Origin of the sequence: Pseudonocardia sp. WMMC193 (genome assembly GCF_021728735.1) — a bacterium.
Lineage (GTDB): Bacteria > Actinomycetota > Actinomycetes > Mycobacteriales > Pseudonocardiaceae > Pseudonocardia > Pseudonocardia oroxyli.
The window spans coordinates 3,809,194-3,821,210 of sequence record NZ_JAKKDO010000003.1 but is presented as its reverse complement, the minus strand read 5'-3'; the positions used below and the strand labels follow the sequence as shown (position 1 = coordinate 3,821,210).

Annotated in this window: 15 protein-coding genes; 7 read left to right on the top strand and 8 right to left on the bottom strand. The window is 73.7% G+C overall.

The genetic code is table 11. The features are described from left to right. Positions 1–67: 67 nt before the first annotated feature. Positions 68–883: a class II aldolase/adducin family protein gene (locus L3X23_RS19835; RefSeq protein ID WP_237193614.1), complete on the bottom strand. Its 816-nt coding sequence runs from the start codon at positions 881–883 to the stop codon at positions 68–70. Positions 884–1,037: 154 nt separating this feature from the next. On the opposite strand from L3X23_RS19835, the gene L3X23_RS19830 reads away from it, so the two are divergent. Further along, positions 1,038–1,949, top strand: coding sequence for an acetylserotonin O-methyltransferase (locus L3X23_RS19830; RefSeq protein ID WP_237193613.1), 912 nt, complete (start codon positions 1,038–1,040; stop codon positions 1,947–1,949). On the opposite strand, the gene L3X23_RS19825 is transcribed toward L3X23_RS19830, so the two are convergent. After that, positions 1,946–2,851 (bottom strand): adenosine deaminase family protein, encoded by a 906-nt coding sequence (locus tag L3X23_RS19825; protein WP_237193612.1) that lies wholly within the window; start codon positions 2,849–2,851, stop codon positions 1,946–1,948. The two genes, L3X23_RS19830 and L3X23_RS19825, sit on opposite strands and share 4 nt — an antisense overlap. A gap of 25 nt (positions 2,852–2,876) precedes the next feature. Here L3X23_RS19825 and L3X23_RS19820 point away from each other — a divergent pair, with 25 nt between their 5' ends. Further along, positions 2,877–3,101, top strand: a complete 225-nt coding sequence (locus L3X23_RS19820) for an RNA-binding S4 domain-containing protein (protein ID WP_093084106.1) — start codon at positions 2,877–2,879, stop codon at positions 3,099–3,101. 11 nt (positions 3,102–3,112) lie between these two features. Here the strand turns inward: L3X23_RS19820 and L3X23_RS19815 are convergent, their stop codons facing one another. Together L3X23_RS19815 and L3X23_RS19810 are read right to left on the bottom strand one after the other, a co-directional pair. Then, positions 3,113–5,185 (bottom strand): acyltransferase family protein, encoded by a 2,073-nt coding sequence (locus L3X23_RS19815; protein WP_237193611.1) that lies wholly within the window; start codon positions 5,183–5,185, stop codon positions 3,113–3,115. An 87-nt stretch (positions 5,186–5,272) separates the two neighbouring features. Then, complete coding sequence (locus L3X23_RS19810; protein WP_237193610.1) at positions 5,273–5,992, bottom strand: transglycosylase SLT domain-containing protein; 720 nt, start codon at positions 5,990–5,992, stop codon at positions 5,273–5,275. 366 nt (positions 5,993–6,358) lie between these two features. Between L3X23_RS19810 and soxR the strand changes: the two genes are divergently transcribed. After that, a complete protein-coding gene (gene soxR / locus L3X23_RS19805) occupies positions 6,359–6,820 on the top strand; it encodes a redox-sensitive transcriptional activator SoxR (protein WP_237198068.1) in 462 nt (153 codons plus the stop codon). 22 nt (positions 6,821–6,842) lie between these two features. Here soxR and L3X23_RS19800 read toward each other — a convergent pair whose 3' ends face one another. Next, the gene (locus L3X23_RS19800) at positions 6,843–8,321 is read right to left on the bottom strand and encodes an AMP-binding protein (RefSeq protein ID WP_237193609.1); all 1,479 of its coding nucleotides are present in this window, start codon (positions 8,319–8,321) and stop codon (positions 6,843–6,845) included. Positions 8,322–8,438: 117 nt separating this feature from the next. On the opposite strand from L3X23_RS19800, the gene L3X23_RS19795 reads away from it, so the two are divergent. Together L3X23_RS19795 and L3X23_RS19790 are read left to right on the top strand one after the other, a co-directional pair. Then, complete coding sequence (locus L3X23_RS19795; RefSeq protein ID WP_237193608.1) at positions 8,439–9,212, top strand: hypothetical protein; 774 nt, start codon at positions 8,439–8,441, stop codon at positions 9,210–9,212. A 37-nt stretch (positions 9,213–9,249) separates the two neighbouring features. Continuing rightward, entirely contained in the window at positions 9,250–9,984 is a 735-nt protein-coding gene (locus L3X23_RS19790; protein ID WP_093084119.1) for a tyrosine-protein phosphatase, read from the top strand. Between the two features lie 29 nt (positions 9,985–10,013). Here the strand turns inward: L3X23_RS19790 and L3X23_RS19785 are convergent, their stop codons facing one another. The 3 genes from L3X23_RS19785 to L3X23_RS19775 are packed head-to-tail and all read right to left on the bottom strand — an operon-like array spanning position 10,014 to position 11,019. Continuing rightward, on the bottom strand, positions 10,014–10,406 hold the full coding sequence (locus L3X23_RS19785) for a hypothetical protein (protein ID WP_093084122.1): 393 nt from the start codon (positions 10,404–10,406) through the stop codon (positions 10,014–10,016). An 11-nt stretch (positions 10,407–10,417) separates the two neighbouring features. Further along, positions 10,418–10,660, bottom strand: coding sequence for a hypothetical protein (locus tag L3X23_RS19780; protein WP_093084125.1), 243 nt, complete (start codon positions 10,658–10,660; stop codon positions 10,418–10,420). A gap of 47 nt (positions 10,661–10,707) precedes the next feature. After that, complete coding sequence (locus tag L3X23_RS19775) at positions 10,708–11,019, bottom strand: helix-turn-helix domain-containing protein (RefSeq protein ID WP_237193607.1); 312 nt, start codon at positions 11,017–11,019, stop codon at positions 10,708–10,710. Positions 11,020–11,139: 120 nt separating this feature from the next. Between L3X23_RS19775 and L3X23_RS19770 the strand changes: the two genes are divergently transcribed. Together L3X23_RS19770 and L3X23_RS19765 are read left to right on the top strand one after the other, a co-directional pair. Beyond that, positions 11,140–11,376 (top strand): hypothetical protein, encoded by a 237-nt coding sequence (locus L3X23_RS19770; protein ID WP_237193606.1) that lies wholly within the window; start codon positions 11,140–11,142, stop codon positions 11,374–11,376. A 303-nt stretch (positions 11,377–11,679) separates the two neighbouring features. Further along, the gene (locus L3X23_RS19765; RefSeq protein WP_237193605.1) at positions 11,680–12,003 is read left to right on the top strand and encodes a hypothetical protein; all 324 of its coding nucleotides are present in this window, start codon (positions 11,680–11,682) and stop codon (positions 12,001–12,003) included. Positions 12,004–12,017: the final 14 nt, after the last annotated feature.

Sequence of the window (12,017 nt, the reverse complement as noted above, 5' to 3'; positions counted from 1 at the left end):
CCGCCCACCCTGGCGGAAGAACTGGAACCAGTCAAGAAAGCGTCTCAGTACGAGACGCCCCGTTCGATCAGTCGAACAGGTCCGGGTCCGTGCGGACGATCTCGTCCCACAGCGGCTGGAAGGCGAACCAGCCCGAGTAGTGCCCGCCCGTCTGCTCGCGGGTGAAGCGGGCGTTCTCCGGGTCGATCAGGTGCGGCGTGCCCGCGGCCTCGGCCAGGAGCTGGGCCTGGCAGTTGCGCTCGGTGGAGATGAACCACCACGCCGCCTCGGCGACGGTGTGCCCGACGGCGAAGATCCCGTGGTTGCGGTGGAAGCACATCGCGTTCTGGCCGAGGCCCGCGGCGAGCAGGCGCCCCGCCTCCGCGTCGACCACGACCGCGCCGCCGCCCTCGGTCACGACGGTGTGGTTCTCGTAGAGGGCGCACGCGTCCTGGGTGATCGGGTCCAGCACCCGGCCCAGGGAGGACCACGCCTTGCCGTAGACCGAGTGCGCGTGGGCCGCGGCCACGACGTCCGGACGCGCCTCGTGGACCGCGGAGTGGATCACGAAGCCCGCGCGGTTGACGGGCCTGGTCCCGTGCACCACCCGTCCGGAGTGGTCGACGCAGAGCAGGTCGGACACCCGGATGTGGCGGAAGGACATGCCGAACGGGTTGACCCAGAACAGGTCCGGGTCCTCCGGGTCGCGCACCGTGATGTGGCCCGCGACCCCCTCGCCGAACCCGAACCGGCCGAAGATCCGGAAGGCGCCCGCGAGCTGCTGCTTGCGGTGCTCGCGCTCCTGCTCGGCGGTCGCGAACACCGGAGGCTGGGGCAGGGCGATGCCCTCCTGGTCCGGCTCGAAGGCGGTCATGTCGGTCTGGGGCGTCGTCGGCGCAGCCATGGTCCGACGGTGCGCCGTCGCGGCGGCGCCGTCAACCGGGACCGACCGGCGCAGCCCCACCGCCTCTCGTCGCTCGGACGGGCGAACGTCACAACTCGGACACAACGGGCTGTGACGATCGGGGCCCCACGAGGCAGGGAGGGCGAGGAGAACCATGGCGGTGGTGGCGACGAGCGGACCCCGGGCACTGCTCCGGCGATGGCACCGGCGGCGGCCGGAACCGTCGATGCTGGACCTGATCCAGGGGCACCGCATCGCGGCGGCGATCCACGTCGCGGCCCGTCTCGGCATCGCGGACGTGCTGGCCGCGGGCCCGCGCACGCCGGGGGAGATCGCGCTGCGGGTGGATGCGGACCCGGACGGCGTGCGCAGGCTGCTGCGCGCGCTCGCCGCGGTCGAGATCTTCGCGGTCCGACCGGACGGGCGCTACGAGCTGACCCCGCAGGCGGACACGCTGCGTGCCGACCACCCGGAGTCGCTGCGCCCGGCGGCCCTGTTCTGGGGCGGCCCGCCGCAGTGGGAGAACTGGGGCACGCTGCTGGACGTGGTGCGCGAGGGCGCCCCCGTGGTCCCGGCGCCGCAGGGCGGGGACGAGCCCGTCGGGCCGCCGGAGCCGGTCGTGGCCGCCTACGACTTCACCGGGACCGGCACGGTGGTGGAGGTCGGCGGCCGCGGCGAGCTGCTCGCCGCCGTGCTCCGGGCCGCGCCGCACGCCCGCGGCACGCTGCACGACCCGGCCGAGGGACCGCTGCCCGCGGACGCGGACTGCTACCTGCTGAAGAACGTCCTGCACGACCACCCCGAGGCGCCCGCGCTGCGGATCCTGCGCGGCGTCCGGGAGGCGATCGCGCCCCACGGGCGGCTGCTGGTCGTCGAGGCGGTGCTTCCGGAGGGCAACACCCCGCACCCGGCGAAGATGACCGACCTGGAGAAGCTGCTGACCGTGGGCGGGCGCGAGCGCACCGAACGGGACCATCGCGCCCTGCTCGCCCAGGCGGGCTTCGAGCTGGCCCGGATCATCCCCACCGCCTCCCCGCTGTCGATCCTCGAGGCCCTGCCGGCCTAACGCAGCGCAGCCCGCAGGGAGGCCAGGGCGAGGCCCTCCAGATCGCCGTCCGAGGCCCCGTACACGTCTCTGACCAGCGCGTACTCGTCGACGAGGGAGTGCCCGGTGATGTCCGGGACGTCGGTGTTGAGGGTGACGACGAGCCCGGCCTCGATCATCCGGGGCAGCGGGTGCGCGCCGAAGGGGACCAGGCCCAGGGCGGTGTTGGACGACGGGCACACCTCCAGCGGGACCCGCCGGTCGCGCAGCTCCGCGACGAGCTCGCGGTCCTCGAGCACCCGCAGGCCGTGCCCGATCCGCACCGCACGGCCGAGCCCGAGCGCCTCCCGCACGCTCTCGGGCCCCGCCGTCTCGCCCGCGTGGTGGACCATCGCGATCCCGCTGTCGGCGATCACGCCCGCGAACGGCGCCAGCGGATGGGCCTCGTCCCCGGCCAGCCCGACGGCGCGGACCTCGGGCCGGGACCCGGCCAGGGCCACGGTGCGGGCGAAGCGGGCGACCGACCGCCGTCGGGAGTGGTCGAGGATGACCGCGAACGTCGTCCCGGTGCGGGCGGCGGCCCCGCGGAGGCCGGTGAGCAGCGCGTCGAGCGGCATCTCGGGCTCGCCCAGGCGCTCGCCGTGCGAGGCCGCCGTGAAGGTGACGTCGACGTGCACGGTGCCCTGCGCCGCCTCGTCCTCGATCAGCTCGCGCCCGATCCGGGTGAAGTCGCCGGGCTCGCGCAGGCAGGCGCGGGTCCGTGCGTTGTGGTCGGCGAAGTCCCGGAACCCGGTGAACGCGCGCCTGCGCGGCCCGAGCTCCACCCCGTGCCGGGCGGCGAGCTCGGCCAGCGTCGTGGGCCGGATCGTGCTCTCCGCGTGCACGTGCAGGTGGGCCTTGGGGAGGAGCCGCAGATCGAGCACGGGGCCATCGTGCAACGATCGACCGATGTCGCGCCCGCCCATTCTGGACGTCCCGATCGCCGAGGAACCCATCCGTCTCGGCCAGTTCCTGAAGCTCTCGGGGCTGGCCGAGGACGGCGTGCACGCCCGCGAGCTGGTCGAGGCCGGCGAGGTCGAGGTCGACGGCAGGCCCGAGACCCGCCGCGGCGCGCAGCTGCGGCGCGGCCAGGTCGTCGCGGTGCAGGGCAGGCGGGCCCGCCCGACGGCCTGACCAGACCCCGATCAGACCCCGAGGATGCGGTCGAAGTCCTCGCCGACGACCGGGGCCAGGGACGTCATGTACGTGGCGGTGATGTGGTTGAAGTCCAGGTACATCAGCACGTTGCCTGCCTCCACCGGACAGGTCTGCGGGCCGCAGAAGTAGTCCGTGTAGTCCAGGAAGGACACGTTCGGCGGGAGGTCCGGGATCGCCTCCCACGGCGGCACGGGCGCGTAGAGCTGCGCGCGTTGCAGGCTGCACTGGTCCGACCCGCGGCCCGCCTGCTGCAGACAGTCCGCAGGCCGGAACTCGGGGGCGAAGCGCGGGTTGTCCCGCAGCGCGATGACCCGGATGCCCTGGGCGTCGAGCTCGCGCCAGCGGTCCACGAACCCGGGCGGGGTGACCTCGGTCAGTCCGGCCTGGACGTCCCGGCTCGCGAGCGTGACCACGACGTTCGGGTGCAGGTCGGCGATCTCGCCCGCGGCGGCGTCGTTGAAGTTCAGGCACACCGGGTCGTCCGGGTAGACCTCCGACGCGGTGGAGAAGGGGCAGGCGCCGTGGATGATCGCGGTGAGCTCGACGTTGCGGGCGTGCGCCCACGGCACCATCGCGGCGGTGAACTGCTGGGCGTGCGAGTCCCCGACCACGACGACCCGTTCGACGGGCGGCACGGCCGGGTCCAGCGGCGGCAGGGTGCAGGCGGCGTTCTCCGGCAGCCGGGACATCGGCACGCAGTTCCAGTACTCGATGCGCGACCAGTCGTCCTGGGCGGTGACCAGCGGCGGGATCAGCGGGGCCTGCGTCACGGCCGGGCCGCCCCGCATCGCCAGGGCGCCGGGGTGCGACTCGTCCCCGACCACGGCGACCGAGCTCGCCCGCGCGGTGGTCTCCCACTGCCAGGCCCCCGCCGCGAGCAGCACCACGACGAGCCCGGCGGCGGCGCCGCGGTACCGGGCCCGGTCCGAGATCGACGCCCGGCGGATCGGCTCCTCGACGAAGTGGTGGGTGAGCACGGCCAGCACGAACGCCAACGCGATGATCGCCAGCCCGCCGCGCAGGCCGACCGCCTCCTGGTCCCGGGTGACCAGGAACAGGATGAGCAGCGGCCAGTGCCAGAGGTAGAGGGCGTAGCTGACGTCCCCCACGTACTTCAGCGGGCGGGAGGACAGGATGCGGTCGGCGCCCGCCCGGCTGCCGGTCGCGCCCGCGATCAGGACGAGGCAGGCGGCCCCGGTCGGCCAGAGCGCGGCGAAGCCGGGGAAGACGGCGTCGACCTGCAGGACGGCGCCGCAGGCGATCAGCCCGACGACGCCGACCCAGCCGAGCAGCAGGCGGGTGCGCGCCGACAGGACGATCGAGTCGATGGTGAGCGCCAGCAGCCCGCCGAGCGCGAACTCCCAGACCCGGGTCAGCGAGTGGAAGTACGCCAGCGGCTGGTCGGTGAGGGTGAGCATCACCGAGTAGCTCAGGGACGCGACGAACAGCCCGCCGAGGGCGAGGAGCAGGTAGGCGCGCAGGCGCTCGCGCGCGGAGGCGGAGCTCGCGGAGCCGACCACGAGGCGGTTCGCGGCCATCAGCGCCACGAGCGCGACCAGCAGCGGCCACACGATGTAGAACTGCACCTGGATGGACAGCGACCAGAAGTGCTGCACCAGGCTCTGCGTGTTGTGCTGCGCGGCGTAGTCGACGGAGTCCGCGGCGAGCCGCCAGTTCTCCAGGAAGACCGCGGAGGAGAACACCTCGTTGAGGGTCTGCTGCCAGCGTGCCTCGGGCAGCAGCAGCCACCCGGCGGCGACGGCGCCCAGCAGCACCGTGAACGCGGCGGGCAGCAGCCGTGCCGCCTGCCTGGCCCACATCGGGCGGAAGCGCAGCGTGCCCCGGGCGGCGGCGCGGTGGAGCTGGCCGGTGATCAGGAACCCGGAGATCACGAAGAATACGTCCACGCCGCCGGACACCCGGCCGAACCAGACGTGGTAGACGACGACCAGGAGCACCGCGAGGGCCCGCAGGCCCTGGAGCTCGGGACGGAAGCGGCGGGTCCGCTGCTGCAGGGCGCTTGTCGTCTCGTCCGACGGACCCGGGTGGGCCTGGCTCATCCGGGTCCTCTCGGTCGTGCCTGAGAGTCGATCGTAAAGGCGCCCACCTGTGCGCGCCCGACGGGCGGGGTCTCGCCGGTCCTCGACTCAGTAGCCGATGTAGTCGCCTGCGTGGTTGCTCCGGCCGCCGGCCTCCAGGGTGGACAGCCCGTAGGTGGCGACCATGTAGCGCACGCCCGCGGTGATGTTGGCGACCGGATCGGTGATCGGGCGGCCCGCGAGGCTGGGGTGGACGAACTTCCTGAACGTCGAGGGGATCGTCTGCATGAGGCCCTGCGACGGGGTGCCGCGCAGGGCGTTCGCGTCCCAGTTGTTGACGGCCTTCGGGTTGCCCCCCGACTCCGCCATGATGACCTTCTTGACGCTGGGGGCCAGGTCCTGCGGGAGATCGCAGATCCGCAGGGCCTCGGCGATCCAGCCGTCCAGCCCGCCCTTGGCGATGACCGCGTTGAGGCGGTCCTCCTCGGCCTGCGCCGCGGCCTCCTCCGCCTGCTTCTGGGCGATCGCGTCGGCGATCTTCCCCGCCTTGTCCAGCGCGGAGAGGTCGAAGTCCTCGCCCGCGTCGAGGTCGTCGACCCCGAAGGCGGCGGGGGTGACGTGCGCGGCGCTCGAGACGGTGTCCGCGGCGGGCAGCACGGCCTCGTTGGCGGCCAGGGTGGTCGCCATCGTGGCCGGACCGGTCTCCGCGGCGTCCGCCACGGCTCCGGCGGTGCCGCCCGAGGTCACGGCGGCGAACGTGCCCGTCGCCAGCACGCCGAACGCGGCGCCGACGGCGGCGGTGTGGGACGCGACGGTGCGTCGAGACACGGTTGCGTGTCTGGCGGCGCGGCGAGGCGGGGTCCCAAGGGGGAGCGGGAGCCCGTCACCACGCCGGCCGCCTGGGGAGCGGTGGCCAGCCAAGGTTCGAGTGCCTTTCGGTCCAGCGGCTGATCCCGCTCAGGCCCGGATGGGGGGTCCGGGGAGCCGGTCGGGGAGTCCGGCTCCGGGTGCCTGTTCGTGATCTCGCCGTGATGACTACGGGGAGATTACGGAGCGCGACCCGAACGGCACAACCCTCGGGGCGGCCTGTCGCCGCTGCTCCGGGTCCGTTCGTCGCGCCGATCCACGGTCGGGTGAGTCGGTCGTCGTGCGGTGAGCGGTAACCTCATCCTGAAGTCGACTTCAGGGGTGAGCGTGCACGCCAAGGACCTGCTGACCATCGGGGAGGTCGTGGAGCGCAGCGGCTTCGCCCACTCCGCGCTGCGCTTCTACGAGCGGGAGGGGCTGGTCCACACGACCCGCACGGCGGGCGGTCAGCGGCGCTACGAACGGAGCGTGCTGCGCAGGCTCGCGTTCCTCCGGGCCGCCCGCGCGATCGGGATCGGGCTCGACGAGGTGCGGGCGGCGCTCGCCACCCTGCCCGCCGACCACACCCCGACCAAGGCGGACTGGACGCGGCTGTCCCAGACCTGGCGCGGGCGGCTCGACGAGCAGATCGACGCCCTCGTCGCCCTGCGTGACGGGCTGGACGGCTGCATCGGCTGCGGGTGCCTGTCGCTGGCCCGGTGCAGGCTGATGAACCCGGGCGACCGCGCGGGCGCGGACGGCGAGGGTGCCCGCATGCTCCCGCCGGTGCTGCGGCGGACCCCGGCGTAGCAGGCTCCTCGGGAGACACGCCCTAACCCGAGGGCAGGCGCTCGGCGCGCAGGGCGGAGCGGCGCACCTTGCCGGTGTCCTCGCGCAGCGGGTGGTCCATCCGTTCGACCGTGGCGGGCACCTTCTGCCTCGCCAGCCGCCCCGCGACGTGCGCGCGGAGCTCCTCGTCGGGGACGGGTGCCGCGAGCTGGACGAGGGCGTGGACGCGGTTGCCGAGGTCGTCGTCCGGCAGCCCGATGACGCAGGACGAGAGCACCGCGGGGTGGGTCTCCAGGGCCGCCTCGACCTCGGCGGGGTACACGTTGGACCCGCCGACGAGGATCATGTCGCTGCGGCGGTCGGCCAGGTAGAGGTAGCCCTCGGCGTCCATCCGGCCCAGGTCGCCCAGGGACTCCCAGCCGTCCCGGTGGCGGGCGGTCGCGCCGAGGTAGGCGTAGGGCTGCTCGGGCACCCGCATCCACACCTCCCCGACCTCGCCGACCGGCAGCGGCCTGCCCTCCTCGTCGCCGATGCGCATCTCGCCGGAGACCACCCGACCGACCGAGCCGGGGTGGGCCAGCCACTCCATGCCGTCGATCACCGTGCTGGCCTGCGACTCCGTTCCCGCGTACAGCTCCCAGACGTGCTCGGGGCCGAACCACTCCAGGCACGCGCGCTTCACGTGCTCCGGGCACGGCGCGCCCAGGTGGAGCAGGGTCTCGACGCTGGACACGTCCGGGCGCTCGGCGGCCGGGACGCGCAGCATCCGCCCCATCAGCGTCGGCACGGCGTAGAGGAAGGTCACCCGGTGCTCGGCCACGGCCTGCAGCACGGTCGGCCCGTCGAAGTGGTCCAACACCAGCACGGTGCCGCCGCGCAGCAGGCTGATCAGCGAGAACATGAACGGCGCGTTGTGGTAGAGCGGCGCGGTCACCGCGAACACCTCGCCGTCGCCGCGGATGCGCAGCCGGTCGGCCGCCGCGGTCACGGTGCCGACGCGCCCGGCGTTGCCCGCGAGGATGATCTTCGGTCGGCCGGTGCTCCCGCCCGAGGTCGGGGCCTTCCAGCGCGGCGGGACCGCGGGCGGCAGCGGGCCCGCGTCCCGGGCGGGGTCCGGGCGCCAGTCGGCGGGCAGGTGCGGGCGGCCGTCGGGCGGGGTGAGGCCCACGACGACGGCCGGATCGGCGATCTCGATCAGCGCCGCGAGCTCGGCGGCGGGCAGCTTCGCCGACACCGGCTGCGGGATCGCCCCGAGCTTCCAGGCGCCGACGACCGCCTCGTAGAAGGCGGGCCCGTTCGGCAGGCCGATCGTGACCAGCGAGCCCTCGCGCACCCCGAGCTCGGCGAGCTCGCGCGCCGCCCGGTTGGACGCCGCCGCCAGCTCGGCGCGGGTGAGCACGGTGTCGCGGTGCAGGAGGGCGGGACGGTCGGGGGCGGCCGCGGCGAGCGCGTCGAGCGCCACGCCCAGCGGCGGGTCGGCGGGGGAGCCGGGCTCGGGGAGGGTGGTGTCGGCGCTGCTCACCCTTCGCATCCTGCGTCGCGGTGCGCCGAACCGGAAGTCCCGTCCACATGCCGGCATCCCACGAGAGTGGTGGTGACCCTCCCGACCGGGAGCGCTCCGCCGCGAAGACTCTCCGACATGAACCGCAGCCTGCTGACCCTGATCCCGACCCTCGCCGTCGCCACCCTGCTGTCCGCGGGCTGCGGTGCCGTCGCCGACGCCCAGCCGCGTGTCGCGGCCACGCCGGTCGCCCAGTCCGCGCCCGTCACCGCGCCCGTCGCCCAGTCCGTACCCGCCGCGGAGCAGGCGTCCGCGGCGCCGCTGCCGAAGTCGGCGCCGGAGCCTGCGGCGGCCGTGCAGAAGCCCGCGGGCGCCGCGAGCACCGGTGGTACGGACCTCGACGCCGCCGCCGATGGCCTGCGCCCCTTCCTGCTCACGCCCGCCGAGATCGGGCCCGGGTTCGCCGTCGGTGACGAGCCGAGGCCCGACCCGGCGCAGCCCGCGATCTGCGGCGGCCCCGGCGTCGTCGCGCAGTTCCCGTACGCCGTGCGGGTCGGGGCGGCGGCCGAGAGCCCGTCCGGCCTGGTCCAGGAGGCGATCAGCGTCTACGGCGACCCCGGGTCCGCCGCGGCGGCCTACCGGGCCTCGCTCGCCGGGATGGACTGCGGGCAGGGCAGCGTCGGCGACAAGCCGGTCGTGCTCGCCCCGGCGGAGGACCTGTCCGCGGACCTGCCCTACGACGAGGCGACCGGATGGCGGCTCGGCGGGGAGGGTTTCGACGTCGTGATGATCTCGGTGCGGGAGGGTGAGGTCGTCATGAACTTCACCGTCCTCGCCCCCGAGGACGGCCTGCCCGCGCTGCCCGATCCGCTGGTCGTGGCCCAGGCGGGCACCCAGAAGCTGCTCGGCTGAGACCCCGGTCACGCCCCGCGCCGGTTACGGTCGGGGCGTGACCTCCACGGATCGGTGGCTGCAGTTCGAGGGCCTCAGCAACATCCGAGACGTCGGTGGTCTGCCGCTGGGCGACGGGTCCCGCACCCGGCCCGGGGTGCTGCTGCGCAGTGAGGCACTGACCCACGTCACCCCGGCGGACGTCCGCAGGCTGGTCGACGAGCTGGACCTGCGGCTGATCCTCGACCTGCGGACCGACCGGGAGATCGCCCAGTTCGGGGAGAGCCCGCTGATCGCCGCCGGCGTCGAGACGGTGCAGTTCACGTTCATCCCCGAGGCGGGCCGGGAGCTGCCCGAGGTCGGCGAGGACGTCCATCCGATGGTCGGGAACTACCTCGGGTACCTGCGGGACAAGGCGCCGAACGTGGTCGGCGCCGTCCGGCGGCTGGCGCTCGGCGAGGGCGCCGCGCTGGTGCACTGCGCCGCGGGGAAGGACCGCACGGGCACGCTGGTCGCGCTGGTGCTCGAGGCCGTCGGGGTGGAGCGGGAGGCCGTGGTCGAGGACTACGCCCTGTCCGCCACGAAGATCGACGACATGTTCCGCCGCTGGACCGCGTCCACCGGCGAGGAGATGCCCGCCCCCGACGAGCTGGACCGCCATCGCCCCCGCGCGGAGGCGATGGCCCAGGTCCTGGCCATCCTCGACGAGCGGGACGGCGGCGCGGCCGCCTGGCTGCAGGCCAACGGCCTCACGCACCCGGAACTGACCGCCCTGAGATCCCGCCTCACCTAGTCGCGGTGTGGCTCCACACTGCGCTCAGGTCAGGGGAGCTCCTCGATCGCCACGGCCGCGTCCAGCTTGCGGAGCGTGCCGGGGTCCCCCGTCACCGCGGGCCAGCCCCGCCGCCTGCTGGTCGCCACCACCTGGCCGCTCACGATGTCGTCCTGACCGGACGCGGCGAGCAGCAGGCCGGACTCCTGGGCCATGGCGGGCGAGAGGTCGTGGATCACGGTGTTGGGCAGGCCGAGCAGCACCTGCAGGGCCGCGTGGTGCTCCGGGTCGAGCTGCGCCCAGGCCCGACCGAGCGCGGCGCTGGGTATCGCGAGGACGAGGTTCTCCTCGACCGCCGCCCACACGAGGGCCCGCATGTACACCGGCCTGCCGGTGGCGAATGCCGTGAGCGCGGTGGAGTCGAGCACTCTTCCGCCGATCATCTGCGCGCCCTTCAGCCGACGGCGACCGGGGGAACCAGGCGCAGCGACCTGCGTGCCGCGTCGAGCTCGTCCGCCGGCGGGGGACCTCCGTACAGATCGGCAAGAGTAGCGAGTGCGCGGTCGCGGGCCTGCCGCGCCTGGACCGCCTCGGCGACGTAGGCCGAGAGGCTCGCGGCCGACCCGTTCTGGACCGCCTCACGTGCCTCGGCGACCAGCTCGGCCGGGAGGGTGACGGTCACCCGCTCGCTGCGCATACCGTCAGGCTACTCGGCGCATACTCCGCCGTCGACCGCTATGCAGGTTACCGACGGGTATGCAACTCGGTCGTCGTCATGGGCGGAGGGTTGTTCGGCGAGATCGTTACGGATCCATCGCAGATTGCCTGCACCGTCGTATCGAAGAACTCGGCGATCCGCACCAGCTCGCCGCCACTGAACGGGCCCATGCCGTTGAGGCGGTTGTAGAGGGTGTTGCGCGAGACCCCGACGTAGCGCGCCAGGACAGGAACGTCGACGTCGTACGCACTCCGTAGGGCGCGGACAGTCAGTCGGATGCGGTCGTTGGCCTGGGCGGCCGGGGTGCCGTCCTCCGCCTTGACGTGTGCCGTGGTCATGGTCCAGAGACTAGATCCTTGTCATAGAGTTTGACAACTCTGCACCACTCGATCGAGTCGCGACACGCTTGTGTCGTTCTGTTTGACCTAGTCCAAATCTCTGGACTACGGTCCCAAATCATGTCCGAGACCCCGCTGCAGCGACTCGCCAGTCACCTGCTGGGCGAGCCGGTGGGTCCTTGGATCCGAGCGCGCCGTCCCGAGCGCAAGTCCTGGCGAGCGATCGCCTCCGAGCTTGAGCAGGCGACCGGCGGCCAGATCAAGGTCCCCTTCCAGACGCTCATCAACTGGGCTCCCGACCCGCCGACCACCGACGACGGCTCCGATGCGACCGAGCCCGCCGAGGCTGCGTCGTGAGCCGCCGCTGCGCCAAGACCCCCGCGGCGTGAGCTCGCGCCGTTGCCGCTCGTGCGGCTGCACCGATGCCGACTGCACACAGTGCGTCGCTGCTCTCGGAGAGCCCTGCTGGTGGGTCGGCGAAGACCTGTGCTCGCGGTGCTCGCCGTGGGAGACGGCGCGCCAGCCAACTGAAGGGGCCCGAACCGTCGCAACCGGTCCGGGCCCGAGTGACCAACGAGAGGACCAACCCACATGTCCGTCCACACCGCCGATCAGGGCCCAGCGTACCGGCCCGACGGCCGAGTTCTCGCACTCTCGACCGTGACACCCACCCGTTGGCTGCTGGTCAGCCTGGTCGTCGGCGGCCTTGTCGCGATCGCCACCGTCGCCGCGGTGACTGCGTGGGGCCCGTCCGGCTGGATCGTCCTGGCCGGTGCCGTCTGCGGCATGGGCGTGGTCGCGCTCGTACTCGCCGAGCACCTCTGGCCCGGCCGCCCCGGCTCGCTGCCCGGCGGCGCCCTGCTCGCCCGTCCCCGCGGTCGCCACCGCGCCACCGGCAGCTTCACCACCGCGCTGGCCGTGACCGGGCTGCTGGTCGTACTCGGGATCGTCGCGGCCGCGATCGTCACCGGCGGTGCCTCGTGAAGCCGCTAGCACCG

Excerpts from the sequence above, each read along its gene's own strand:
- L3X23_RS19835 (WP_237193614.1), bottom strand. The coding sequence starts at position 883 with ATGGCTGCGCCGACGACGCCCCAGACCGACATGACCGCCTTCGAGCCG.
- L3X23_RS19830 (WP_237193613.1), top strand. The coding sequence starts at position 1,038 with ATGGCGGTGGTGGCGACGAGCGGACCCCGGGCACTGCTCCGGCGATGG.
- L3X23_RS19820 (WP_093084106.1), top strand. The coding sequence starts at position 2,877 with ATGTCGCGCCCGCCCATTCTGGACGTCCCGATCGCCGAGGAACCCATC.
- L3X23_RS19815 (WP_237193611.1), bottom strand. The coding sequence starts at position 5,185 with ATGAGCCAGGCCCACCCGGGTCCGTCGGACGAGACGACAAGCGCCCTG.
- L3X23_RS19795 (WP_237193608.1), top strand. The coding sequence starts at position 8,439 with ATGAACCGCAGCCTGCTGACCCTGATCCCGACCCTCGCCGTCGCCACC.
- L3X23_RS19785 (WP_093084122.1), bottom strand. The coding sequence starts at position 10,406 with ATGATCGGCGGAAGAGTGCTCGACTCCACCGCGCTCACGGCATTCGCC.
- L3X23_RS19780 (WP_093084125.1), bottom strand. The coding sequence starts at position 10,660 with ATGCGCAGCGAGCGGGTGACCGTCACCCTCCCGGCCGAGCTGGTCGCC.
- L3X23_RS19775 (WP_237193607.1), bottom strand. The coding sequence starts at position 11,019 with ATGACCACGGCACACGTCAAGGCGGAGGACGGCACCCCGGCCGCCCAG.
- L3X23_RS19770 (WP_237193606.1), top strand. The coding sequence starts at position 11,140 with ATGTCCGAGACCCCGCTGCAGCGACTCGCCAGTCACCTGCTGGGCGAG.